Annotated in this window: 18 protein-coding genes; 12 read left to right on the forward strand and 6 right to left on the reverse strand. The window is 60.0% G+C overall.

All coding sequences use genetic code 11. The annotated features are described in order from the left end of the window. The first annotated feature begins 431 nt into the window (after positions 1 to 431). From mexE to CWC48_RS26420, 3 genes are read left to right on the forward strand one after another with little or no spacing between them, the layout of a single operon-like run. Positions 432 to 1,673 carry a multidrug efflux RND transporter periplasmic adaptor subunit MexE gene (mexE, locus tag CWC48_RS26410; RefSeq protein WP_099491276.1) on the forward strand — a complete coding sequence of 414 codons (1,242 nt, stop codon included), beginning with the start codon at positions 432 to 434 and terminating at the stop codon, positions 1,671 to 1,673. Positions 1,674 to 1,688: 15 nt separating this feature from the next. Further along, positions 1,689 to 4,868: an efflux RND transporter permease subunit gene (locus CWC48_RS26415; protein WP_099491145.1), complete on the forward strand. Its 3,180-nt coding sequence runs from the start codon at positions 1,689 to 1,691 to the stop codon at positions 4,866 to 4,868. Beyond that, entirely contained in the window at positions 4,865 to 6,280 is a 1,416-nt protein-coding gene (locus CWC48_RS26420; protein WP_078048384.1) for an efflux transporter outer membrane subunit, read from the forward strand. Before CWC48_RS26415 ends, CWC48_RS26420 begins: the two co-directional genes overlap by 4 nt. Positions 6,281 to 6,476: 196 nt before the next feature. On the opposite strand, the gene CWC48_RS26425 is transcribed toward CWC48_RS26420, so the two are convergent. Both CWC48_RS26425 and CWC48_RS26430 read right to left on the reverse strand, forming a co-directional pair. Further along, on the reverse strand, positions 6,477 to 9,992 hold the full coding sequence (locus CWC48_RS26425) for a hypothetical protein (protein WP_157806776.1): 3,516 nt from the start codon (positions 9,990 to 9,992) through the stop codon (positions 6,477 to 6,479). A 196-nt stretch (positions 9,993 to 10,188) separates the two neighbouring features. After that, positions 10,189 to 11,205, reverse strand: a complete 1,017-nt coding sequence (locus tag CWC48_RS26430) for an AraC family transcriptional regulator (protein ID WP_100490727.1) — start codon at positions 11,203 to 11,205, stop codon at positions 10,189 to 10,191. 130 nt (positions 11,206 to 11,335) lie between these two features. On the opposite strand from CWC48_RS26430, the gene CWC48_RS26435 reads away from it, so the two are divergent. The 5 genes from CWC48_RS26435 (at position 11,336) to efeO (CWC48_RS26455) (ending at position 17,061) form a co-directional block, all read left to right on the forward strand. Then, positions 11,336 to 12,730 (forward strand): J domain-containing protein, encoded by a 1,395-nt coding sequence (locus CWC48_RS26435; protein ID WP_100490729.1) that lies wholly within the window; start codon positions 11,336 to 11,338, stop codon positions 12,728 to 12,730. Positions 12,731 to 12,836: 106 nt separating this feature from the next. Further along, positions 12,837 to 13,682: an iron uptake transporter permease EfeU gene (gene efeU / locus CWC48_RS26440; RefSeq protein ID WP_099491149.1), complete on the forward strand. Its 846-nt coding sequence runs from the start codon at positions 12,837 to 12,839 to the stop codon at positions 13,680 to 13,682. 10 nt (positions 13,683 to 13,692) lie between these two features. Next, positions 13,693 to 14,895 carry an iron uptake system protein EfeO gene (gene efeO, locus CWC48_RS26445; protein ID WP_100490730.1) on the forward strand — a complete coding sequence of 401 codons (1,203 nt, stop codon included), beginning with the start codon at positions 13,693 to 13,695 and terminating at the stop codon, positions 14,893 to 14,895. Positions 14,896 to 14,909: 14 nt separating this feature from the next. Further along, positions 14,910 to 16,214, forward strand: a complete 1,305-nt coding sequence (gene efeB / locus CWC48_RS26450; RefSeq protein WP_078050918.1) for an iron uptake transporter deferrochelatase/peroxidase subunit — start codon at positions 14,910 to 14,912, stop codon at positions 16,212 to 16,214. Between the two features lie 28 nt (positions 16,215 to 16,242). After that, a complete protein-coding gene (efeO, locus tag CWC48_RS26455) occupies positions 16,243 to 17,061 on the forward strand; it encodes an iron uptake system protein EfeO (RefSeq protein ID WP_078048378.1) in 819 nt (272 codons plus the stop codon). A 64-nt stretch (positions 17,062 to 17,125) separates the two neighbouring features. Here the strand turns inward: efeO (CWC48_RS26455) and pssA are convergent, their stop codons facing one another. Then, positions 17,126 to 18,469: a CDP-diacylglycerol--serine O-phosphatidyltransferase gene (gene pssA, locus CWC48_RS26460; RefSeq protein WP_099491152.1), complete on the reverse strand. Its 1,344-nt coding sequence runs from the start codon at positions 18,467 to 18,469 to the stop codon at positions 17,126 to 17,128. 125 nt (positions 18,470 to 18,594) lie between these two features. On the opposite strand from pssA, the gene CWC48_RS26465 reads away from it, so the two are divergent. Continuing rightward, positions 18,595 to 19,158, forward strand: coding sequence for a TetR/AcrR family transcriptional regulator (locus CWC48_RS26465; RefSeq protein WP_078048376.1), 564 nt, complete (start codon positions 18,595 to 18,597; stop codon positions 19,156 to 19,158). Between the two features lie 53 nt (positions 19,159 to 19,211). Next, positions 19,212 to 19,691, forward strand: coding sequence for a nuclear transport factor 2 family protein (locus CWC48_RS26470; protein ID WP_078048375.1), 480 nt, complete (start codon positions 19,212 to 19,214; stop codon positions 19,689 to 19,691). A gap of 71 nt (positions 19,692 to 19,762) precedes the next feature. On the opposite strand, the gene CWC48_RS26475 is transcribed toward CWC48_RS26470, so the two are convergent. Together CWC48_RS26475 and CWC48_RS26480 are read right to left on the reverse strand one after the other, a co-directional pair. Beyond that, the gene (locus CWC48_RS26475; RefSeq protein ID WP_100490732.1) at positions 19,763 to 20,920 is read right to left on the reverse strand and encodes a PQQ-dependent sugar dehydrogenase; all 1,158 of its coding nucleotides are present in this window, start codon (positions 20,918 to 20,920) and stop codon (positions 19,763 to 19,765) included. Positions 20,921 to 20,932: 12 nt separating this feature from the next. Next, positions 20,933 to 21,247, reverse strand: a complete 315-nt coding sequence (locus CWC48_RS26480) for a hypothetical protein (RefSeq protein ID WP_078048373.1) — start codon at positions 21,245 to 21,247, stop codon at positions 20,933 to 20,935. Between the two features lie 186 nt (positions 21,248 to 21,433). On the opposite strand from CWC48_RS26480, the gene CWC48_RS26485 reads away from it, so the two are divergent. Both CWC48_RS26485 and ligD read left to right on the forward strand, forming a co-directional pair. Further along, complete coding sequence (locus tag CWC48_RS26485) at positions 21,434 to 22,267, forward strand: Ku protein (protein WP_099491154.1); 834 nt, start codon at positions 21,434 to 21,436, stop codon at positions 22,265 to 22,267. 3 nt (positions 22,268 to 22,270) lie between these two features. Continuing rightward, complete coding sequence (gene ligD / locus CWC48_RS26490) at positions 22,271 to 24,757, forward strand: DNA ligase D (protein WP_100490734.1); 2,487 nt, start codon at positions 22,271 to 22,273, stop codon at positions 24,755 to 24,757. Positions 24,758 to 24,772: 15 nt separating this feature from the next. Here the strand turns inward: ligD and lpxO are convergent, their stop codons facing one another. Further along, positions 24,773 to 25,672 carry a lipid A hydroxylase LpxO gene (gene lpxO, locus CWC48_RS26495; RefSeq protein ID WP_078048370.1) on the reverse strand — a complete coding sequence of 300 codons (900 nt, stop codon included), beginning with the start codon at positions 25,670 to 25,672 and terminating at the stop codon, positions 24,773 to 24,775. Positions 25,673 to 25,841: the final 169 nt, after the last annotated feature.

The raw sequence follows: 25,841 nt of genomic DNA on the forward strand, positions 1-25,841 counted from the left end.
CAGGCGGCTGTTTTAATCCACAAACAACCTCACCGCAAACAGTATGGGCACGGCATCCTGGCGCAAACGCTGGCCTGACGTGCCGCAGCGCCAGCGGCTGGCGACAGTCTCAATGCGTGACGCAGCCCTCATGGCCCTGTTGCCGCTAATAGCGCTGCGCATCAGAATCCCCCAAGTCGTCGGGCACTACAGGGATATTCTGCACATGGCTGCTTCAAATAACGCCTGACGCCGACGCGTCTTTACCACCCACGCAAAACACCTTTGTCATCACGCCTATTGATAGCCCCCTAACGAAACCCCCATGCTAGAGGGCTAATCGCTCGCTTATATCATTCCGAATGATAGTTACCTTTGCTTCATTCGATTCGTGACATAGCACATCGCCGCGCATGATCCGCCCATCTCAAATACATTGGCGGATGCACCTCATGGAACAGTCACTCAAACATTTGCGCTTCCCTCTGGCGATTTTGGCCGTGGTCGTGATGAGCGCGTGCGGCAAGAGCCCGGAACAAGCGGCCGCCATGCCAGCTGCCAAAGTCAGCGTGGCCAAGGTGCTGGAACAACCGGTCAACGAGTGGGATGAGTTCACCGGTCGTTTGGAAGCCCCGGAAACCGTGCAGATCCGTCCGCGCGTGTCCGGCCAGATCGATCAGGTGGCCTTCACCGAAGGCGCCCTGGTGAAGAAAGGCGACCTGCTGTTCCAGATCGACCCGCGTCCTTTCCAGGCCGAAGTGCGCCGCCTTGAAGCCCAGTTGCAACAAACCCGCGCCGCGGCAACCCGCAGCGATAACGAAGCGCAACGTGGCGAGCGCCTGCGCCAGAGCAATGCGATCTCCGCCGAACTGGCCGATTCGCGCACCACGTCCGCCCAGGAAGCCCGCGCCGCCGTCGCCGGGATCCAGGCGCAGTTGGATCTGGCCAAGCTGAACCTGAGCTTTACCCGCGTGACCTCGCCGATCAGCGGCCGTGTCAGTCGTGCCGAAATCACCGCCGGCAACTTGGTGACCGCCGACGTCACCGCGCTGACCAGCGTGGTCTCCACCGACAAGGTCTACGCCTACTTCGACGCCGATGAGCGTGTGTTCCTCAAGTACACCGAACTGGCCCGCCAAGGCCGTCGTGGTGCGACCACTCCGGTTTACCTGGGCCTGTCCAACGAGACCGGCAACCCGCACCTGGGCCAGATGAACTTTGTCGACAACCAGGTCAACCCGGCCACCGGCACCATCCGTGGTCGCGCCGTGTTCGACAACAGCAAGGGCGAATACACCCCTGGGCTGTATGCACGCCTGAAGCTGGTCGGCAGCGGCACCTATTCCGCCGTGTTGATCAACGACGAAGCTGTCGGCACCGACCTGGGCAAGAAGTTCGTGCTGGTGATGGACGGCGACAAGCCGGCCTATCGCGCGGTGGAACTGGGGCCGAAGATCGAAGGCTTGCGCATCGTGCGCAGCGGCCTGAACAAGGACGACACCATTATCGTCAAGGGCCTGCAGCGCGTGCGCCCTGGCTCGCCGGTCGCCCCGGAAACCATTCCGATGGCCAGCAAGGAAACCCTCGCCGCCTTGGCCCAACAACGACAAGCGCTTGAAGCCAGCAACCTGGAACAAGTGGCGCCGGATAAAGCCGCGCCCAAACTTGCCAGCGCTGCGACTCCACGCGGTTAAGGGATACGACTCAAGATGAATTTTTCCAAGTTCTTCATTTCGCGGCCGATCTTCGCAGCGGTGCTTTCGCTGCTGATCCTGATCGCCGGCGCGATCTCGCTGTTCCAATTGCCGATCAGCGAATACCCGGAAGTGGTGCCGCCGACCGTCGTGGTACGTGCCAACTTCCCGGGCGCCAACCCTAAAGTCATCGGTGAAACCGTGGCCGCGCCGCTGGAGCAGGCGATCACCGGCGTCGAGAACATGTTGTACATGTCCTCGCAGTCGACTGCCGACGGCAAGCTGACCCTGACCATCACCTTCGCCCTGGGCACCGACCTGGACAACGCGCAGGTGCAAGTGCAAAACCGCGTGACCCGGACTCAGCCGAAACTGCCTGAGGAAGTGACACGCATCGGTATCACCGTGGACAAGGCCTCCCCCGACCTGACCATGGTGGTGCACTTGACCTCCCCGGATCAGCGCTACGACATGCTGTACCTGTCCAACTATGCCTTGCTCAATGTGAAGGATGAGTTGGCGCGTCTGGGCGGTGTGGGTGATGTGCAGCTGTTCGGTATGGGCGACTACTCCCTGCGTGTTTGGCTGGACCCGAACAAGACTGCTTCGCGCAACCTGACGGCCACTGACGTGGTGACGGCAATCCGTGAGCAGAACCGTCAAGTGGCCGCCGGTGCCCTGGGTGCGCAACCTGCACCGACCGCAACCGCGTTCCAATTGTCGGTGAACACCCAAGGTCGCCTGGTGACCGAGGAAGAGTTCGAGAACATCATTATTCGCTCCGGCGATAACGGTGAAATCACCCGCCTCAAAGACATCGCACGGGTGGAGCTGGGCTCCAGCCAATACGCCCTGCGTTCGTTGCTCAACAACCAGCCGGCCGTGGCGATTCCGATCTTCCAGCGCCCTGGCTCCAACGCCATCGAGATCTCCAACGAAGTACGCGGCAAGATGGAGGAGCTGAAAAAGAGCTTCCCGCAAGGCATGGACTACAGCATCGTCTATGACCCGACCATCTTCGTGCGCGGCTCCATCGAAGCGGTGGTGCACACGCTGTTCGAAGCGCTGATCCTGGTGGTATTGGTGGTGATCCTGTTCCTGCAGACCTGGCGCGCCTCGATCATTCCGTTGGTGGCGGTACCGGTATCGTTGATCGGTACGTTTGCGGTAATGCACCTGTTTGGCTTCTCGCTCAACGCGTTGTCCCTGTTCGGATTGGTACTGGCCATCGGTATCGTGGTGGACGACGCCATCGTGGTGGTGGAGAACGTCGAACGGAACATCGAACTGGGCCTGGAACCGTTCCCGGCTACTGAAAAGGCCATGAGCGAAGTGACCGGCCCGATCATCGCCACCGCGTTGGTGTTGTGTGCGGTGTTCGTACCTGCGGCCTTCATCAGCGGCTTGACCGGGCAGTTCTATAAGCAGTTCGCCTTGACCATTGCGATCTCCACGGTGATCTCGGCGTTCAACTCACTGACCCTGTCCCCTGCCCTGGCTGCCGTATTGCTCAAGGGCCACAACGCGCCGAAGGATGGTTTCTCCAAGTTCCTCGACAAGTTGCTGGGCGGCTGGTTGTTCAAACCGTTCAACCGCTTCTTTGACAAGGCCAGTCATGGTTATGTCGGTACCGTGCGCCGCGTGATCCGTGGCAGTGGTATCGCGCTGTTCCTGTACGCCGGCCTGATGGTCCTGACCTGGCTGGGCTTTGCCCACACGCCGACCGGTTTCGTACCGGCCCAGGACAAGCAATACCTGGTGGCCTTCGCCCAATTGCCGGACGCCGCGAGCCTGGATCGCACCGAAGACGTGATCAAGCGCATGTCCGACATCGCCCTGAAACAACCAGGCGTGGAAAGCGCCGTAGCGTTCCCGGGCCTGTCGATCAACGGTTTCACCAACAGCCCGAACAGCGGCATCGTGTTCGTGACCTTGAAACCGTTCGACGAGCGTAAGGACCCGAGCATGTCCGCCGGTGCGATTGCCGGTGCCTTGAATGGCAAGTACAGCAGCATCCAGGAAGCCTACATGGCGATCTTCCCACCGCCGCCGGTACAGGGCCTGGGCACGATTGGTGGTTTCCGCCTGCAGATCGAAGACCGCGGCAACCTGGGTTACGACGAGCTGTACAAAGAAGTGCAGAACATCATCACCAAGAGCCGCACCACGCCGGAGCTGTTCGGCCTGTTCACCAGCTACACGGTCAACGTGCCCCAGGTCGATGCCGCCATCGACCGCGAAAAGGCCAAGACCCACGGCGTGGCGATCAGCGACATCTTCGACACCCTGCAGATCTACCTGGGCTCGTTGTATGCCAACGACTTCAACCGCTTCGGCCGCACCTACCAGGTCAACGTTCAGGCTGAGCAGCAGTTCCGCCTGGATGAAGACCAGATCGGCCAGCTGAAAGTGCGCAACAACAAAGGCGAGATGATCCCGCTGGCGACCTTCATCAAGGTCAGCGACACCTCCGGGCCGGACCGCGTGATGCACTACAACGGTTTTATCACCGCAGAAATCAATGGCAACGCTGCACCGGGCTACAGCTCGGGCCAGGCTGAAGCGGCGATCGAGAAACTGCTGAAAGAGGAACTGCCCAACGGCATGACCTACGAGTGGACCGACCTGACCTATCAGCAAATCCTCTCGGGCAACACTGCGCTGTTCGTGTTCCCGCTCTGCGTACTGCTGGCGTTCCTGGTACTGGCCGCCCAATACGAAAGCTGGAGCCTGCCATTGGCGGTGATCCTGATCGTACCGATGACGCTGCTGTCGGCGATTACCGGGGTGATCATCTCGGGCGGCGACAACAACATCTTCACCCAGATCGGCTTGATCGTACTGGTGGGCCTGGCGTGTAAGAACGCGATTCTGATCGTTGAATTCGCCAAGGATAAACAGGCAGAAGGCCTCGACCCGCTCGCCGCGGTGCTGGAAGCCTGCCGTCTGCGTCTGCGGCCGATCCTGATGACCTCGTTCGCCTTCATCATGGGTGTGGTGCCACTGGTGTTGTCCAGCGGTGCGGGTGCCGAGATGCGTCATGCCATGGGCGTGGCGGTGTTCTCCGGGATGATCGGTGTGACCTTCTTCGGTCTGTTGCTGACGCCAGTGTTTTACGTACTGATCCGTCGCTATGTGGAGCGCAGCGAAGCGCGCAAAGCGGCCAAGGCCTTGAAGCTGGAGACACAGCAATGAGCGTGAAAGTATTCCTGCCGAGCTTGCTGGTACTGGCGCTGAGCGCCTGTGCCGTAGGCCCGGACTACAAGACCCAAACCCCGGAGGCGGCCAATATCACGGCCGCTGCCGATGCCAAGAAGTATGACCATGCCAAGTTCGAAGGCATCTGGTGGCAGCAGTTCGAGGACCCGACCCTCAACCAGTTGGTGACCCAATCGCTGCAAGGTAACCGTGATCTGCGCGTCGCTTTTGCCCGCCTGCGGGCGGCCCGTGCGATCCGCGATGACGCCAGCAATGACGCCATGCCGACCATCACCAGCCGGGTCAGCAGTGACCAGGGCAAAGGCCAGATCCCAGGCCAGACCACTAGCCGCGTCAAGACCGAGCGTTACGACCTCGGCCTGGACATGGCCTGGGAACTGGACCTGTTCGGCCGCATCCAGCGCAACCTGGAAGCCACCGACGCCGACCAGCAGGCTGCCGAGGCTGACTTGTACCAGCTGCAAGTCACCATGATTGCCGAACTGGTGGACGCCTACGGCCAATTGCGGGGCGCGCAACTGCGTGAACGCATTGCCCTGGACAACCTGAAGAACCAGCAGGAATCGCGCACCATCACGGTCAGCCTGCGGGATGCCGGTGTGGGCGACCAACTCGACGTGGAGCGTGCCGACGCACGCCTCGCGGCAGTCGAAGCCAGCGTGCCGCAACTGCAAGCCGAACAAGTCCGTGAGCGTAACCGCATCGCCACCCTCCTCGGCCAGCGTCCCGACAAGCTCAGCGTCGACCTGGGGCCGAAAGACCTGCCGGCGATCGCCAAGGCGTTGCCGATTGGCGACCCGGGGCAACTGCTGCAACGTCGCCCGGACATCCTCAGCGCCGAACGCAAACTGGCCGCCGCCACCGCGCGTATCGGCGTGGCCAAGGCAGACCTGTTCCCACGGGTCAGCCTCAGCGGCTTCCTCGGCTTCACCGCCGGGCGCGGTTCGCAGATCGGCTCGTCCGCCGCCAATGCCTGGGCCCTTGGCCCGAGCATCACCTGGGCCGCGTTTGACCTGGGCAGCGTGCGCGCCCGTTTGCGTGGCGCCGATGCCGAGGCGGATGGCGCCCTGGCAACCTACGAGCAGCAAGTGCTGTTGGCGCTGGAAGAGTCCGAGAATGCCTTCAGTGACTACGGCAAGCGCCAGCAGCGTTTGGTATCGCTGATCCGCCAAAGCGAATCCAGCCGCGCCGCCGCCGACCTGGCCGCAATCCGCTACCGCGAGGGCACTGTGGACTTCCTGGTATTGCTCGACGCCCAGCGTGAACGTTTGGCCGCCGAAGACTCCCAGGCCCAAGCCGAAGTAGACCTGTATCGCGGCATTGTTGCGATCTACAAGGCACTCGGTGGTGGCTGGCAGCCGGACACGGTGGTCGCCAGCGCCAAGTGATGTAAAGAGCTCCTTTGGTTGGTCGCATCCAGCCAATTTTTTGCCCCGTGGTCCATTCGGTCACGGGGTTTTTTTTGAAAGCTTTTATGTGATTCTTTCGAAAAAAAAATCCAACGCAGCAGTGCGTGGTGTATGCATAAAAAAATAAAGACTGTTGAGCATCCGTGCTCGAAACATTACAAGCAACTCATGGCGTTCAAACGGTTACAGCAGTACCTGGCGAAGGAACAGGTGGGGGTTGTTGGACGTACGCCTCAGTTCCGATTCCGGTATTGATCAACCCTGTGTTAGACAGCAGCCCTACCGTATCATTGGTTGTCCAGGGTTTAAATGAATTCCTGAAGTACCCATGATTACTCTTACCCGCACTAGACGCCAACGACCGGAAATTGGAAACACCTTTAGCCAAGGCTTTAGGCGCATGCGTGCCTATGCTTCTAACCCCGATAGATGTGAGACGGTACAACGCTTTACTCGTGTCTATAACAGCACCCGGTAAATTGAACATCGAGAGGGCGGCCCTACCATACTGCGCAAGTTTTGCCGCTGTCGTGGCAGCTTTTGCAGCTGCACCGACAGCACCGGCTACTACAAACAACGCCCCGAAAATTTCCAACCCGAGTCCGATTGCCCCCATCGCCATGCGTTTGGGATCGCCTGACGCGAGGTCTTCAATATTGGATTTGAAAGGAATTATCGTATTGATAATAAATGATTCGGCTGCTTCAAATCGCTTCTGAATGGCCTCATTCGTTGTTACCCCCCTGGCGCTTTCCAACATCAACTTACGATTCAGGAATAACTGATTTTCCTTGAAGGTCTTAATGAGTTCATCGGTTCTCTTGGATGAAAAGGTGTTCGGCACCTGGTTGGATTCGCTTCGATCTTGTGTATCTGCAGGAAAGTAGCTCAAGATGTCGAGGTCAGCCGGCAACTCCGGATAGCTATTTTTATAGACGCGCACCCACTTCTTATCATGGTCGGCCAGGGCTCTCATCGCCGGCAAGTACTCTGGACGCAGGACGTAGCCCTCTCCTGAGGGAAGCATTTCATAGCACTGATCGCCTGAAGTGTCCTTGGCATATATTAGAGGCCCCATTTTTTGTTGAGCCTGCGCTTGAGAGAGCTTGCTCCCGTCCGATAATTGGTAGGGGGATGCACCCACTACGAAGACCTCTCCGAACTCTAGCCGGACTCTGTCTTCAAGAGGCATGTCGCTCATAATGACCCTGGCCGACTGAAGGACGAATTTTTCCAGGTGTTGGGTTCCGTCATTGAACACGTCATCGAACACGTCGCCTAAAGGCTCTAACTTTGACAACTGAGACTTTAGCGATTCGAACTTAAGCCGATCTGCGGCGCTGGCAAACTTCCATTGCACGGTGTCCACATTCTTTGCGGTCAGCACGCCCGACATATACAAATCCAAGATCGAGTGGGTGCCAACCGCATGCTCGGCCGTTGAGACGGATTTTCCATCAACAGTGGTTCCGTCCGGAACAAGTGGATGCAGAGCCTTAACTGCTTTTACGGTTTTATATATCAACGAGTCTGGTTCAGCATAGATGATGCGCTTACTGAAAAAATTCTCATTACCTGGAGACACTTTCTCTAACGCTTGCTTCGCCATTTCAGAACGGGAAATAACACCCATGCGAGCGCTATCCAGATCACTGTTCATCGCGCTGTAGTTTTCAAGACGCTGGTTGTAGCTTGTGAGTGCCCGCTTGACTGCTGATTCCGAGTAATCGTCCTCGGCGGTGACAACCCCCTGTGCAAGGGCCCAGTCATAAATAGGCCCCGCGCTCAGCGCGGTTTGCAATTCCTCATGGCTGCTGGTTATAGGCGTCAAGACACTGCGTGAGCTGACTTGCGCTACATCCATTTCCCGCGAACTGCCTTGAGAGGCCATTTCCACGAGGGCGGTCTGAATACGCAAGTTAACATGCGTCAAACTCCCCACCCGTTCCGCGCCAGCCCCCTTAACCAGGAACTCTGGAGCGACCGTCGCCAGCAAGGCATGCGTCATCAGTACAGCCTGCTCCATGGGGAGCTTTTTAGTGACACTTATGTGTTTTTCCAACTCATCCCGCACCTCAGACAGCTTTTTCCCCGCATTCGATGCTGAATACAGGTTGTAGCCCGCAATAAGATTACGTTTTTTACCCAGGTCTATATCAACGCGAAGCATATCGCGTAGCATCAGCAACTGTTGTCGATCACCGGGAGTGGCGTCCGCGATCGCGAAAGGGAGTTCGCCGTCAAACCGGGTGAGAATGGTTTGGCTACGTGCCAACCCTTCTCCCTGGCTTAACGCCTGGGCAATGAGTTTGTCGGCATTCTTACGTATTTGCTCCAAGGTTTTACCGGCCCACGGTTTAGGCGAGCAATCGAATAGGGTTAACTTTGCGTCCGGGTCATTGTCAGTCGCAGTACGGCGCACTCGGTGGCGATGGTCGGCGCTCGGCGTTTCGGAATCCGTCAGATATTCCCGGCCATAGCTGCCAAGTGAACCTCCAGGTGGGATTGGATTAAGTTTCCAGCTGATCAGATTCCGCAGTTCCTTCACCGTGGGCGTGCTGGGAAAGTCGTCAAGTCCGGAAGCACGCAGCATCTGCACGGCGTCGGCCCTTGCTCCCGAGTTGATGATACCCCCGGTACTTTTGGCCTTTTCGATAGCGTTATCGAGCAGAGGGGCCAATACGGCATTGGCTCGAACTTGCGCGGTCACATTTTTCCACGTCCCGGATTTACCACGGCTCTTTATGAACAATTGGCCATCTACCAGGCGAGTGGGAGCATAACAATCCGCCTGGTGCGCTAGCAGAATAGAAGCCATCTGGGGAAGTTGCCTCAGCTTCTTCAATAGCTCGGGTTTTGACGAATTGGCAGAGGCAAGTGATGACCCCTGTACAATGTCCGACCGGATCGTCCCTAAATCGATTTTTTCATCGTCCGGTTTATCCTTGATAGCGCCGAGTAATGTTTTTATCAACGCGGATTCTTGCTCCGTGTCCTGATACTGGCGCAATGTTAATTGCTGAGCCATAGGTCCACGTGTGGGATTATCAGCAGCGTTTACGGCAGGGAAACCATCTCTCTTGAGTTCGCGGGCTTCGACAGTGTTGATCGGCCAGGTTCCTCCGTAGAATGCCATGACCTCTTTGGGTGAGAGTTTAGCGTTGCCATTACCAGCCAGGCCTGTACGTTGCGGGTCGAGCATGGCAGCACTCTCAATAGCTTGGCGTCCTAGCGGCCACCAACCCGACTTGTCTGACGGGGTAAACTTGACGGCGGTAAGTTTACCATCGACCCTTTTTTGTGCGGTGAGCGTGGAACCCCGAAGACGAAGTGAGTCAGGCACTAAGTTCTGCGCCTTTACCCAGGTCTGCAACGCCTCGGAGTTCCATGATTTATTGTAAAGTTTGAGCCACTGACCCACCGATGACTTATCCGACGGCCACGTCCACCATCCGATGTCTACGTGCGAATCTGCTACAGTTGCGGCCAGTTTATCGTCCTCTATTTTTGCCGCTTTAATGGCCTCGTCCAACCCCCCAGAGGAAGTTCGCGAAACAGGTTCATTAGCTGATACACCCGATTGGGCGGTCTCCTGCGGATCAGACAGCTCACGCCTGACTGTTTCATCTCGGCCGTTAGGAGAATAGTTAGGTCTCGACACGCCCCCAGTATTAACGGTTTGCACACTCATATAAGTACTCCAGTATTTAGGAGACTTCATTCTGTAAACCGCTACCTTTACATGATGTAGGAGTTGTCCTGAGCCATTCGGGCGTGTTTATCCATGTATTGCGGTTGCGAATTGGGCACGTTGCCGAGTGTTTCACTTTCGTTGGGAGGCGCGTGTTTCCTATCGGATTAGTCGCATTGCCTTGTGGTACTCGGCCTCACTCAGCGCCATCCAAAATCAAGCTGCGATAGTGCCCAGGGTTGGAACCGGCCCACTTGCGAAATGCCTTGTAAAAGGAGCTGGTATCGGCGAACCCAAGCCGCGCGGCGATCTCCGCAAAGCTGATCTCCGGTTCAGCCAGCCAGACAATGGCCAGTTCCTTGCGCACGCTGTCCTTGAGGCCTTGGTAGGTTTGCCCTTCTTCTGCCAATCGGCGCCGCAAGGTTGAGGCCGAGATGCACAGGCTGGCGGCGAGGCCTTCGGTTTCCTCCCAGGTGTCGGGGGCTCGCTGGCGCAGGTCATGCTTGATGCGAGTGGCGAGGCTGTCCGGGTCGCGGTATTTGACCAGGATGTTGGCCGGCGCATGGGCCAGGAAGCGCTTGAGTTCCTCTGTGCTGCGCTTGATCGGCAGGTCCAGGCAGTCGGCGGAGAAGATCATGCGGGTACGCGGCCGATCGAAACGCAGGTTGTCGGAAAACATCACCTGGTAGTCGTCGCAGAAGTCCGGTTTCGGACAACGCAGTTCAATCGCCAGGATCGGAATCCGCCGCCCCGCCAACCAGCACGCGACGCCGTGCACGATCATCCAGTAGGTAAAGTAGGTGAAGGCCCGATTGGGTTCGGACTCGGGTTCCAGCAATACGATCTCTGCCAAACTCTGTTGACGCACCAGTTCAGCGGGCATCCGCTCCAGCATCAGCGACAGGAACCCCAGGCCAATTTCCAGGCTGGTGGCCAGGGTGGGTTGCGCCATCGTGGCGCGACAGAGAAACGCCAGGCTGCCGAACTTGAGCTTGCGCGGGTCCATGCCAAAGAACTCATCGTCCATGCGCCGCGCCAGCAGACGCCATAGGCGCGCGTAGGTGGTGGCCGAGACCCGTGCATTGGGCTCGGCCAACAGTGCCGGATCAATCCCGGCTTTAAGCAGCACTTCGGCAGTGGCCGCCCCAGGGACGCAGCTTTGCAACAAGGCTTCGCGCACGAGGTGGAGGGAGATGGTGTCTTTTTCCGACATTGGCGCGGTCCGTGCCCTGGGTGGGGTGAAATGCCGCCATCTTAGGCAGTCACGCGATAAAAGAGTAGGCGCCGCGTAACAGGTCTCAGGTATTCTGCGCCCGGATTTTTACTGACAGGATGTTGAACCGATGAGTTGCTGGGAAGTACTTGGACTGACGCGCGACGCCGACACGCGCACAATCAAGCGCCAGTACGCGGTGTTGCTCAAGCAGCATCGCCCGGACGAAGACCCCAGCGGCTTCCAGCGCTTGCGTGAGGCCTATGAGCACGCCCTTGAGTGGCACCGCTTCGACGCGGCCGCTGATTCGCCGCAACCGGTGCCTGTCGATATCGTGCAACCGGCCACGCACGAAGCCGACACCCGTGGCGAACAGGCTCAAGCCCTGATCGCAGGCGCCACTGCCAGCGATCTCGCCAACCGGTACCGGCAGGCCATGGACAGTGACTGTGCCGATGCATTCGAGGCCCTGTTGCTGCAGCGCTGCCTGATATCGGCCGACCCGGCGTTCAGCGAATGGGCCGTCACCCACTTGCATTGGCTCAGCCCCTGGCAACGCGAAGCACCGATTTGCCTACCCGAGTACCGCCTCGGCGTGCTGCTGGAGCAGATGTTTACGCACGTCGAGCAGCGGTTGGTCGGGTTGCTTGATCAACAACAGGTCGAGGCGTTCAAGGCCGCATTGACCGAATTGAACCACACCGAATGGCTCAAGCCGCTGGCCCGTCACGCACGGATCAACGACCTGCTGGCCCGCACCCTGCTGGCGAGCCGGTTTTGGTCCGAGGCATTGTTCGACACCCTATGTGCCCAACAGGCCTGGTCCGACAAAGAGTTGGAAAACCCCTGCCCCGAACCCGAGTGGTCGCAACTCCAGGCGCGCAATGCACTCGAGCGCTTCAAGGCGCACACCTTCGCCCAGGCCAGCCTGGATTCGCGCGATGCGCAGTGTCGCGCCGCACGGTTGTTGTTCGGCGACATGCCGCTGCAACAACGCCAGCGGTTCGCCCGACGCTTTGGCGAGCCCGACTGGAACGCCTGCCGTACGCTCAGCGAAACCCTTCTGAACCAATTCCCGTCACTTTGTGCCCTGACGCCCGGCGGTGACCCGTACTTCTGGCGCGACTGGGAACGTGCCACCCGCCCCTGGCCGATGTTCGTGGCACTGCTGGGCATGGCCGCCGGCTGGGCTGTGCGCGACCAGCAGGTGACCGACCACACGTTGATGGAAACCCTCGGCATGGCGCCGACCTGGGCGTTTCTTATTACGATACCGGCGCTGATGATCCTGGCAATCTGGCGCCCAGCCACTGATGGCTACGGCGAAATCGACGACCGACTCGCCCCGCTGTCACGCTGGCTGAGCTTTCGCCGACCGTCACCCTTGTTCATCCGCGAGATCTTGCCGTGCTGGCTGTTGGGTGCGCTGATCTGGGTCATCCTTGGCCCTTATGCCTTTATCGGCTATGGGGTGTCGCTGCAAGCCTTGGGGATCGCACAGCGTTTGTTCGGCCGGCGTGGCTGACGCGCGCCGTTCAGCCAGGGTTCAGCAAACGTCAAGATTGCTTGTTTAGTAATGAGTATCATTATGTTACAACTTAGGCTCCTATCTAGTTGTGATGCGGTGCCGAATGCTCGTTCCTTTTCTCATCATGCTGCGCGAAGGCATTGAAGCCGCATTGATCGTTGGCATTATCGCCAGCTACCTGCAACAGACCGGCCGCGGCCAATGGATGCCCGCCGTGTGGATTGGCGTTTTCCTCGCCGCCGCACTGGCCCTGCTGGTCGGTGGTGGCCTGGAACTGGTCAGTGCCGAATTCCCGCAAAAACAGCAGGAATTGTTCGAAGGCATCGTCGGCCTGGTCGCCGTGGGCATCCTCAGCTCCATGGTGTTCTGGATGCGCAAGGTGGCGCGTTCCATCAAGCATTCCCTGCATGAATCCCTCGATCACGCGTTGGCCGGTTCCAAGCACCAGGTCACCGCGCTGATCCTCATGGTGTTTTTCGCCGTGGCCCGCGAAGGCCTGGAAACCGTGTTCTTCCTGCTCGCGGTGTTCCAACAGAGTGAAGGCCCGGGCGCGCCGATTGGCGCCCTGCTCGGCTTGATCCTGGCGATCATCGTCGGTTTCCTGATCTACACCGGCAGCATGCGCCTGAATCTCGGTGCGTTTTTCCGCTGGACCGGCTTGTTTATCCTCGTGGTGGCCGCCGGCATCCTCGCCAATTCGGTACAGGCCCTCCACGAAGCCGGCGTGTGGAACCACCTGCAAACCGTGCTGTTCGACTTCAGCGCCGCGCTGCCCATGGACAGCCCGCTGGGCTCGGTGCTGGCCGGGATGTTCGGCTATCAGGAAGCGCCCACCCTCAGCACCCTCGGCGCCTACCTGATTTACCTGGTGGTGGCCCTGGTGATGTTCTTCCTGCCCACCGCACCGTCCAAGCCTGCCGCCTCACCTTCTTCTGTTGCCAACCAGTAAGGACCGCCTCTTGCCCAACCCAACCCCTCAACCGTCCTCGCCACCCCGCGCCCTGCGCTGGGCCGTGGCGGGCTCGGTGGTCGTGATGATCGCCGCCGGAGGCCTGTTCTATTACGCCTCGCAACTGGCGGTCAGCAAGCGCCAGACCAACCACAATGAAATCGCCGTGACCATTCATGGCCACGCCTGTGAGCCGAATGAACTGACGGTCCCCGCCGGCCGTGCGAGCTTTCGCATCATCAACCGCTCGGACCGTGCAGTGGAATGGGAAATCCTCGACGGCGTGCTGGTGGTCGAAGAACGCGAGAACATCGCTCCCGGCCTGAGCCAAGTGATCAACGCCAACCTGCTGCCCGGTGACTATGCGATCACCTGCGGGCTGCTGAGCAACCCGCGTGGCACCTTGCACGTAACGCCCACTGCCGAGTCCGAGGCGCAGGCCAAGGCCAAACCGTCGATGGTGGCGTTTATCGGGCCACTGTCGGAGTTCCGCGTGTACCTGAGCAGCCAAGGCAGTGCATTGGTCAAGGCGGTCACCGCCTTGCAGCAGGCCATCGACAGCGGCGACCTGGCCCAGGCACAAGCGCTCTATGTGCCTGCGCGAGAGGCTTACCAGCGACTGGCCCCGGCGTCCCAACGCCTGGCGGAGCTGGACAATGCCATCAACGCCCGCGCCGACTACTTTGAAAAACGCGAGCAGGACCCGGCCTTCAGCGGCTTCCACCGCCTGGAATACAGCCTGTTCCAGCAACGCAGCCTCGACGGCCTGGCGCCAATTGCGCAGCGCTTGCTGACCGACGTCACCACCCTCAAGCAACAATTGCTGGCCCAGTCGCTGCCGCCGGAGCAACTGGTGAGCATTGTGGTGCGCAACCTCAACAGCCTGGCCGATGTACGCGCCATCAGCGGTGAAGAGGAACGCTACAGCCACGTCGACCTGAATGGTTTCGCTGCCAACCTGGAGGCCGCCCACAAAGTCGTCGACCTGATGCGCCCTTTGCTGACCAAGTCTGCCCCAGACCTGCTGCCTAAAGTCGACAGCGCTCTCACGGCCTTCGACAGCCAACTCAACGAATTGAAAGTCGACGGCCAGTACCGCCGCTACGACAGCGTAACCGCCGATCAGCGCAAGCAGATCGCCGACAAGGCCAAGGCTCTGGCCGCTGCACTCGATGGAATCGACCCCGCCCTTGGCCTTTCTGGCCTGCAGTGAAGACGACCGCACACATGAGTGATTCCGCACAATTTGACCTCCAACGCCGCCGTGTCCTGTTGGGCATGGCCGCCACTGGCGCTGCGATTGCTGGCAGCACCCTGACCTGCCCGGCCATGGCCGCCGCTGCCGAGCAAGTCACCACTGCGCCACGCAGCGACAAGACCCAGGACCACCACGATTTTTTCGGCAAGCACCAGAGCGGTATCGTCACCCCACGCCCAGCCTGCGGCATGCTCGTGGCATTCGATGTGCTGGCCAGCGACCGCGAAGACCTGGAGCGCCTGTTCCGCACCTTGAACGAGCGCATCGCCTTCCTGATGACCGGCGGCACCGTGCCGCAAGTCGACCCGAAGCTACCGCCCACCGATTCCGGCATCCTCGGCCCAGTGGTCACGCCAGACAACCTGACCATCACCGTGTCCGTCGGCGAATCGCTGTTCGATGAGCGCTTTGGTCTCACGGCAGTCAAGCCCAAACGCCTGAGCCGCATGGTCGGCTTCCCCAACGATGCGCTGGAACCGGCGCAGTGCCACGGCGACTTGAGCCTGCAATTCAGTTCCAACACCCCGGACACCAATATCCACGCGCTGCGTGACATCGTGAAAAACCTGCCCGACCTGTTGCTGGTGCGCTGGAAGCAGGAAGGCAGCGTGCCGCCACAGGCGCCGGCCAAACCTGGCGAGCCAGCCCAGAGCGCGCGCAACTTCCTTGGTTTCCGTGACGGCTCGGCCAACCCCAACTCCAACGACGCCAAGGCCATGGACCAGATTGTGTGGGTGCAGCCCGGCAGCGACGAACCGGCCTGGGCGGCCAACGGCAGCTACCAGGCCGTGCGCATCATCCGTAACTTCGTCGAGCGCTGGGACCGTACCCCGCTGCAAGAACAGGAGAGCATCATCGGCCGCATCAAGCCGACCGGTGCGCCCATGGACGGCGACAAAGAGACCCAGGTGCCCGACTACAGCAAGGACCCGGAAGGCAAGTTGACCAAGCTTGATGCCCACATCCGCCTGGCCAACCCGCGCACCCCGCAGACTCAGGCGAACCTGATCCTGCGCCGGCCGTTCAACTACTCCAACGGCGTCAACAAAAACGGTCAGCTGGACATGGGGCTGTTGTTCATCTGCTACCAGGCTGACCTGGAGAAAGGCTTTATCAGTGTGCAAACCCGGCTCAACGGCGAGCCCCTGGAGGAATACCTCAAGCCGGTTGGCGGCGGGTATTTCTTCACCTTGCCCGGCGTCACCGGGGCCCAGGATTTCATCGGGCGCACGCTACTCGCTGCAACGCACCCTCAAACCACTGCCAACACCTAATAAACATACCCAGAGCGGATACCGTCCCATGAAGAAGTCGACTATTGCGTTGTCGTTGTTAATGACCCTTTCGCCGTTGGCAGCGTTCGCCGCTACCGCGCCGCTGGACCTGGTTGGCCCGGTGTCGGACTACAAAATCTACGTCACCGAAGAAATCGGCGAGCTGGTCACCCAGACCCAAGCCTTCACTGACGCCATCAACAAAGGCGACCTGGCCACCGCCAAGAAGCTCTACGCACCGACCCGCGTGCACTATGAGTCCATCGAGCCGATCGCCGAGCTGTTCAGCGACCTCGATGCGTCCATCGACTCCCGCGTCGACGACCACGAAAAAGGCGTGACCGCCGAAGACTTCACCGGCTTCCACCGTATCGAATACGCGCTGTTCTCGCAGAACACCACCAAGGGCCTGGAAGCGCTGACCGCCAAGCTCAACACCGACGTCAACGACCTCAAGACCCGCGTCGATGGCCTGACCTTCCCACCCGAGAAAGTCGTGGGCGGTGCCGCAGCGCTGTTGGAAGAAGTCGCCGCCACCAAGATCTCCGGCGAAGAAGACCGCTACAGTCACACCGACCTGTATGACTTCCAAGGCAACATCGACGGCGCGAAGAAAATCGTCGACCTGTTCCGTGGCCAGATCGAGAAGCAAGACAAGGCCTTCCTGGCCAAGGTCGACAAAAACTTCGCCACCGTGGACAAGATCCTGGCCAAGTACAAGACCAAGGACGGCGGCTTCGAGACCTACGACAAGGTCAAGGAAAACGACCGCAAGGCCCTGGTGGGTCCGGTCAACACCTTGGCGGAAGACCTGTCGACCCTGCGTGGCAAGTTGGGCTTGAACTAAACCGTACGCCAAAAAAAAGACCCGGCCCTGTTGAAGGGGCCGGGTCTTTTTTTGCCGGAAGGTTTTACAGGATTCGGTACAGCAACCGCTCGATCCGCACACGGCTGACCCGCCGCAGAAACTTGCCGACCGCCTCCGGGTAGTCCGGCAGTGTCTGCAAGTCCTGGTAACGCTCGATACGCGTGGTGTGCTGGAAAATCTGCGCCAGCTCGGTCCGTCGCGGCTCAAGCCACTGGCCCTGGGGGTCGTCGATCAACAGGGCGTTTTCCAGGTCAAGGCGGAACGCGCGCGGGTTGAGGTTGTTGCCGGTCAGCAAGGTGTAGCGCAGGTCGACCCACATGCCCTTGAGGTGGTAGGTGTTGTCACCGTCGCGCCACAGGTGCAGGTTCAACTGGCCGCTGTCGATCATCGGCTGATGGCGCTTGGCGAAGCGGCGCAGGCTGATTTCGTACAGGTACGGTAGCGCCGCAATGACCTTGAATGGCTCGCTCGGCGGGATGTAGAAGTCGTTGGCGGTCTTGTCACCGACGATGATGTCGATCTTCACCCCACGCGCCAACGCGCGGTTGATTTCACGGGTGACCGGCAGCGGCAGGTTGAAGTACGGCGTGCAGATGGTCAGTTGGTGCTGGGCGCTGGCGATCAGTTCGAGGATCACCCGGTTCAGCGGGTTGTTCTTGCCAACCCCGAGCAACGGGCTGACCGACAGATGCCCGTTGGGCAATTGCCCCGTGGTGGTGTCGTAGGTTGCGTGTTTCAGGCGGCTGCGCAAGTCGCCGATATCGTTGCGCAAGCTGCGTGTGGTGGGCGGGTTGGGCAGGTCCAGGCGATTGACCGCCTTGGAGGCGACCAGCCCGTGTTCCACCAGGTGCTGCATCGAATCCGCCAGGGCTTTGCTGTGGACCAGGTGATAACGGTCGAAACGGTACTTGTCGAACTTGTGCAGGTACACATTGTTCAGGCTCGCGCCGCTGTACAGCACGCTGTCGTCGATCACGAAGCCCTTGAGGTGCAGCACGCCGAACAGCTCGCGGGTTTGCACCGGCACGCCATACACCGGCACCTCGCTGCTGTGGCTTTGGGTCATGGCCTGGTACCAGGCGCTGTTGCCCGGTTGTTTGCCGGCGCCGATCAGGCCGCGCTGGGCGCGCAGCCAGTCGACCACCACCACGATGTCCAACTCCGGCCGCGCAGCCTTGGCTGCGTGCAGGGCGTCATAGATCTCCTGCCCCGCTTCGTCGTGCTGCAGATACAGCGCGACGATGTAGATACGCCGGGTGGCCTGGGCGATTTTTTCCAGTAGGCAACGGCGGTATGCGTCGGCGCCGGACAACACCTCAAGGGCGTCTGGAGTAACGGGGAAACCGCGCAGTTTGGGCAACAGGGAGCGTTTGAAGAACGACGGCATAAGGCTCGCAGTGGGTCGAATCCAAAGAGTCCCCGAGCTTACACCATGGGGGTGCCCAGGTCTCGCTGTGGCGCATGGAAAAAATCTTATTGACCAAGAAGAACGATCGTTCTACTGTTAGCCTCATGAACGATATTACTCAAAATGAAACCCGCGACATCATCCTCGATGTGACCGAAAAGTTGATCTATCGCCATGGCATCGCCGCCACCGGCATGGACCTTCTGGTGAAAACCGCCGGCGTCTCGAGAAAAAGCATTTACCGTTACTTCGCCAACAAAGACGACTTGGTGATTGCCGCCCTGCAACGCCGCGACGAGCGTTGGATGCAGTGGCTGCGCAATGAAGTGGAACGCAGTGAAGGCTCGGGCGAACGCTTGCTCGCGCTGTTCAGCGCGCTCAAGGCCTGGTTCGGCACCGCCGATTTTCGCGGTTGCGCCTTTATCAACACCAGTGGCGAAACCGGCGACCCCCAAGACCCGGTGCGCCTGCTGGCCAAGGCCCATAAACAGAAACTGTTCGAGTACGCACTTGAACTGTGTCAAGCACATGGCACCCCCGACCCCGAACGGCAGGCCGCGCAACTGCTGATCCTGATCGATGGCGCCATTACCGTTGCCCTGGTGATGGGTGATTCAACAGCCGCCGATAATGCGCAATGCATGGCGCGAACGTTATTGGGACTGTGACGCACAGGTCAGCGCAACTTTCGATTAAACCTTATTCCTTTGAGGAAATGCCCATGTCATCCGCCGCTGAAACACGCCCGCCGCTGCCGCCATTTACACGCGAGTCGGCCATCGAAAAAGTCCGCTTGGCCGAAGACGGCTGGAACTCCCGCGACCCCGAGCGGGTGTCCCTGGCCTATACCCTGGATACAAAATGGCGTAACCGCGCCGAATTCGCCTACAACCGTGAAGACGCCAAGGGCTTTCTTACCCGCAAATGGGCCAAGGAGCTGGATTATCGGTTGATCAAGGAGTTGTGGGCATTTACCGATAACCGCATCGCGGTGCGTTATGCCTACGAGTGGCACGACGACTCGGGCAACTGGTTCCGCTCCTATGGCAACGAGAACTGGGAGTTCGACGAGAACGGCCTGATGGCCAATCGGTTTGCCTGCATCAACGATCTGCCGATCAAAGCGAGTGAACGCAAGTTCCATTGGCCGCTGGGGCGACGCCCGGATGATCATCCGGGGCTGTCTGAACTAGGCCTGTAAACCTTGGCGGCGATGGCGCTGATGAAATCGCCATCGCCGCCCAGCCGGCTGCCTACGGCGGGCGTGGACCTTCAGTCCTGGTTCAGGCCGACCCGATACAGCACGCCATTGTCCTCGTCCGTCAGCACGTACAAGAAGCCATCCGGCCCCTGCCGCACGTCGCGAATCCGCGCTTTCAAACCACCGAGTAAACGCTCTTCGTGGATCACCTTGTCACCGTCGAACTGCAACCGGATCAGCTCCTGGTTGACCAGCGCGCCGATGAACACGTTGTGCTGCCAAGGCTTGAAGCGGTCTGCATCGTAAAACGCCATGCCGCTGATACCCGGTGATTTTTCCCAGACGTGATGCGGCGGCACCGTACCTTCTGCCGTCTTGCCCTTGGCTTCGGGAATCGGCGTCAGGGAATAGTTGATACCGTGGGTTGCCAGCGGCCAACCGTAGTTCTTGCCGCGCTCGATGATGTTGATCTCGTCACCGCCGCGCGGGCCGTGTTCGTTTTCCCAGATCGTGCCGCTCCAGGGATTCAAGGCCAGGCCTTGGGGATTGCGCTGGCCGTAAGACCAGATTTCCGGGCGCACCCCTGGTTGGCCGACGAAGGGGTTGTCATCCGGCACGCGGCCATCCGGGTAGATGCGCACGACCTTGCCTTGCAACTTGTCCAGGTCCTGGGCCGTCGGGCGGTCGTTGTTTTCTCCCAGGGTCACGAACAGGTAGCCATCACGGTCGAAGGCCAGGCGTGAGCCGAAGTGATTGCCGGTAGACAGCTTGGGCTCTTGGCGCAGGATCACCTTGAAGTCGGTCAGGCCACTGAGGTCAGCGGCCAGACGGCCACGCCCCACGGCAGTACCGGCCTTGCCGCCCTCGCCACCGCCTTCGGCGTAGGACAGGTAGACCAGGCGGTCCTGCTTGAAGTCCGGCGACAGCACCACATCCAGCAGACCGCCCTGCCCTTTGGCCCACACCTCAGGCACGCCCTTCAGTGGCGCCGAAAGCTTGCCGTCCGGGCTGACAAAACGCAGGTGGCCAGGGCGTTCGGTGACCAGGAAGCCTTGCTTGTCCGGCAGAAAAGCCACCGCCCAAGGGTGGTCAAGCCCTTTGGCGATCGGGGTCGCGGTGATGCTGCCTTGTTCACTGGGGAACTGCTGGGTGTCGGCAGCGAAAGCGGCCGTCATCGGCAGCAGCGTGGTTGCACAAAAGGCGGCGAGAAGGGTTTTGCGTAGCAACATAGGGCGGGATCCTTACCGGCGATTGCCGTTGGCATCATAGGTGGGGGATTTGGTTTGAGTCGCTGGGCGACTGGGGGCGGCATCGCGCTTGGGGTAACTATTGCCAATGCCACCGTTCTCCAGGGTTGGGGTGCGTGTGGTCGGCCCGGTCTGAATACCGCGAACGGCGGGCGCATTGGGCTGCGTGCCCTGCATGCTGTTCGGGTTGGCCCGGTGAATCGGGCTGTTATTGGAGTTGTTGTTGCCGGGCAGGTTTTGCGCAAGGGCCAAAGGCGCAAGGGCCAGCCCCAACACCAGCGCAGCAACGTGACGCACACAGCTATTCATGACAAAGCCTCTCTGGGGGCCAAGGAGTACGTGCTTTCGATAACACGCTACGCCTAGGGTTCGGCTTTCGACACTAAATACTTTCTCATCAGGTGTAACACGATCTGTCCGCGCATCTGCCTGGGGAAACTTTTCACGCAGCGTCCGAGTCACCAGAACACAGCCTCTACTTAAGGAATCGCACATATGCCACGGTCAATCTGGAAAGGCGCCATCAGTTTTGGCCTGGTGCATATCCCGGTGTCGCTGGTCTCGGCCACGTCATCACAGGGCGTAGACTTCGACTGGCTGGACAAGCGCAGCATGGACCCGGTGGGCTACAAGCGCATCAACAAGACCACCGGCAAGGAAGTCACCAAAGAAAACATCGTCAAGGGCGTGGCTTTCGAGAAAGGTCGCTATGTGGTGCTCAGCGAAGAAGAAATCCGCTCAGCCCACCCCAAGTCGACCCAGACCATCGAGATCATCGCGTTTGTCGCCAGCGACCAGATCCCATTGCAGAATATCGACACCCCCTACTTTCTCGCCCCGGACAAGCGTGGGGGCAAGGTCTATGCCTTGCTAAGGGAAACCCTTAAAAAAACCGGCAAGGTTGCGCTGGCCAACGTGGTGCTGCACACCAAGCAGCACTTGGCGGCCTTGATGCCCCTGGACTCGGCGTTGGTACTGGTGATGCTGCGTTGGCCCGCCGAAGTGCGCAGCCTGGATGAACTGGAACTGGGCAGCGACGTGACCAAACCCACCCTGGCCAAGGGTGAGTTGGACATGGCCAAGCGTCTGGTGGAAGACATGAGCGCCGATTGGCAGCCCGATGATTACCGCGACAGCTTCCAGGAAAAAATCATGGCGCTGGTGGCCAAGAAGGCCAAGGCCGGCAAGATCGAAGACGTGGAAACCAGCAAAGACACTGAAGAGCGCAAGTCCGCCGACGTGATCGACCTGACGGAACTGCTTAAGCGCAGCCTGGCCGGCAAACCCGCCAAGAAGCCCGCGGCGAAAAAATCCACCAAGGCCTCTTAAGTCATGCCAAAGCCCCTTAGCGAGTACAACCGCAAGCGCGACTTCGGCGTTACCGGCGAGCCGGCAGGCAGTGCGCCCGCCGCCAAGCGCAAAGCATCGGCGCTGTCCTTCGTGATCCAGAAACATGACGCGCGCAACCTGCACTATGACTTTCGCCTGGAACTCGATGGCGTGTTGCTCAGTTGGGCGGTGCCCAAAGGCCCGAGCCTGGACCCGTCGCAGAAGCGCCTGGCCGTACACGTGGAGGATCACCCCCTCAGCTACGGCAGCTTCGAAGGCAGTATTCCGGCCGGCCAATATGGCGCGGGCGATGTCATCGTGTGGGACCGTGGCGTATGGCAACCCCATGACGACCCGCGCAAGGCCTACGCCGCTGGAAAACTCAAATTCACCTTGGTCGGTGAGAAACTTTCCGGCGACTGGACACTGGTGCGCACCCGCCTTAAAGGCAGCGCCGACAAGGAGCAGTGGCTGCTGATCAAGGAGAAAGACCCGCAGGCACGCCCGGCCGACGACTACGATATCGTCCAGGCTCAGCCGAACAGCGTGGTCAGCAACGCGTCGGTCGGCGCGCCCAAAGCCAAGCCCCCGGCGAAAACCAAGGCCAAGCCCAAAAAAGCCGCGACGTCCGCCCTCCCTGAGCAATTCGCACCGCAATTGGCCACGCTGGTGGACCGCGCCCCCGAAGGCGACTGGCACTACGAGATCAAGTTCGACGGCTACCGCATGCTCGCACGCATACGCGATGGCGACGTGCGCCTGTTCACCCGCAACGGCCATGACTGGACCGAACGCCTGCCGCGCCAGGCCAAGGCCCTGCAAGCCCTGAAGCTCAAGGACAGTTGGCTCGACGGCGAGGTGGTCAGCCTCAACGGCGACGGCCTGCCGGACTTCCAGGCGCTGCAAAATGCTTTTGATATCGGCCGCAGCCTGGACATTGTCTATTACCTGTTCGATGCGCCCTTCCTCAATGGCCAGGATCAGCGCCAGGCACCGGTCGAAGATCGCCGTGCGGCACTCAAGGCAGCGTTGGCGGGCAGCAGAAGCAAGCTATTGCGGTTCTCGGAAGCGTTCACCGCCCACCATCGCGATATTTTTGAAAGTGCCTGTGACCTATCCCTGGAAGGCGTGATTGGCAAGCGCCTGGGCAGCCCTTACGTGTCCAGTCGCAGCGCCGATTGGATCAAGCTCAAATGCCGCCTGCGCCAGGAGTTCGTGATCGTCGGCTACACGCGGCCGCAGGGTTCGCGCAGTGGTTTCGGGGCGCTATTACTGGCGGTGAACGACAAGACAGGGCTGGTGTATGCCGGGCGTGTGGGCACAGGCTTTGATCAAGCGGCGCTGAAAGCCATCTATGCGCAACTCACGCCGCTGGAGCGCAAGGCATCGCCCCTGGAAAAACCATTGACCAGCGCCCAGGCCCGCGGTGTGCACTGGGTGGAGCCGACCTTGGTCGGCGAGGTGCAATTTGCCGAATGGACCCGCGAAGGCGTGGTGCGCCAGGCGGCGTTCGTGGCGATGCGCACCGACAAACCCGCAGCCCAGATCATTCATGAGCAACCGCGTACGGCAAAATCCATGAAACCCGCAAAAAAACCCAGCGCAGGGGTGAACATCACACACCCCGATCGTGTGATCGACTCGCAAAGCGGCACGCAGAAGCAGCAACTGGCGCAGTTCTACGCGGGGATCAGCCGATGGATCCTGCCCTTCCTGCACCACCGCCCGGTTTCACTGCTCAGGGCGCCTGAAGGCATCGACGGCGAGCAGTTCTTCCAGAAACACTCGGAGCGCCTGGCCATTCCCAATATCAAGCAACTGGATCAGGCCCTCGACCCAGGGCATGCGCGCCTGATGGAAATCGACAGCGTCAAGGCGTTGATCGGGGCCGTGCAGATGGGCTCCGTGGAGTTTCACACCTGGGGCGCCACCTCGGACAAGATCGAAACCCCTGACTTGTTTGTGCTCGATCTCGACCCGGACCCGGCGCTGCCGTGGAAAGCCATGCTCGAAGCGGCGCAATTGACCCTCTCGGTATTGGATGAAATAGGCCTGCAAGCCTTCGTCAAGACCAGCGGCGGCAAGGGCTTGCACCTGGTCGTGCCACTGGCGCGCCGAGACAGCTGGGACACCGTCAAGGCCTTCGCCAAGGCCATCGCCCAGTTCATGACCGCACAATTGCCGGAGCGTTTTACCGCGACCTCAGGCCCCAAGAACCGGGTCGGCAGGATATTCATCGACTATTTGCGTAATGCGCGGGGTGCCAGCACGGTGGCCGCGTATTCGGTACGGGCGCGGCCGGGCTTGCCGGTCTCGGTGCCGATCAGTCGTTATGAATTAAAGGGGTTACGCAGTGCACAGCAGTGGACAGTCGCCAATCTGCAGCAGCGGTTGGACGGCCTGAAGGCTGATCCTTGGGACGGCTATGCCAATCGACAGAAAATCGGCAAGAAGATGTGGGAAAAACTGGGCGCCCATTCACCGGAGTGAAGGCGCCCGAAGCGGTCAGATCAGCAGGAAGATGGCCGCCAACACGGCGAAGATCGCCCACTTTTCCAGGTAATAACGCGTGCGGTTGCGCTTTTTCAGCTCCTTGCCCCGCAAGCGGATCTTGTACAGGCGGGTAAAGGCACGATTGAGCCCGCCGGTCTTGTCGCCGGCATCGTTGGGCGAGCCGGCAGCTGCCATCACATTACGGCTGAACCAGCGATTGAAGGCCGCAGCCCAGCGGTACTTCATCGGGCGCTCGATGTCGCAGAACAGGATGATGCGGTTGTGCTGCGTGGTGTTCTCGGCGTAGTGGATGTAGGTCTCGTCGAACATCACCGGTTCGCCGTCACGCCAGTAATAGTTTTCGCCGTCCACGTTGATATAGCAGCCAGGATCGTTCGGGGTATCCAGGCCCAGGTGATAGCGGTATGAACCGGCATACGGGTCACGGTGGCGCACCAGCTTGGAGCCCGGTGGCAGCTCGGCAAACATCGCGGCCTTGATCGAACCGATGCCCTGCACCAGCTCCGTGGTGCGCGGGCACAGCTTCATCGCCGACGGGTGGCTGTCGCCGTACCATTTCAGGTAGAAGCGTTTCCAGCCCGACTTGAAGAACGAGTTGAAACCCACATCGTTGTATTGGTCCGAGCGTTTGATCTCGCCCGCACGCATCAGGTTCTGGCCTTCCTGGCGGATTTCTTCCCAGTGTTCTTGCAGCGGGCTGAGGTCGGGGAATTCGCTGGGCGACAGGTACGGTCGGCTGGGCAGCTTGGAGAAGAGGTAGAGAAAGCAGTTGACCGGTGCCAGGAAGGTGGAATGGTCACTGAGCTGGCGGCCCAGCTTGTGTCGCACCCGGCCACGCAGGTGTACATACGCAATCGAGGCAACGTAGAGAACAACAATGATGAGTTTCAAGGGATTTCGTCACACGTCAGAAGAGAACAGGCTGCTCCTGCGTGCCCACGACGGCCGAGGTTGGATAGCAGCACCTGAAATCACAATTCACACAATCGGCACGACCGGCTGAGTGACCATCCGGCGCGTGGCCCTTTGCAGTTATTTAGCCACAGGTTGTAACTAAAAG

This window comes from Pseudomonas sp. S10E 269, from assembly GCF_002798465.1.
GTDB lineage: Bacteria > Pseudomonadota > Gammaproteobacteria > Pseudomonadales > Pseudomonadaceae > Aquipseudomonas > Aquipseudomonas pergaminensis.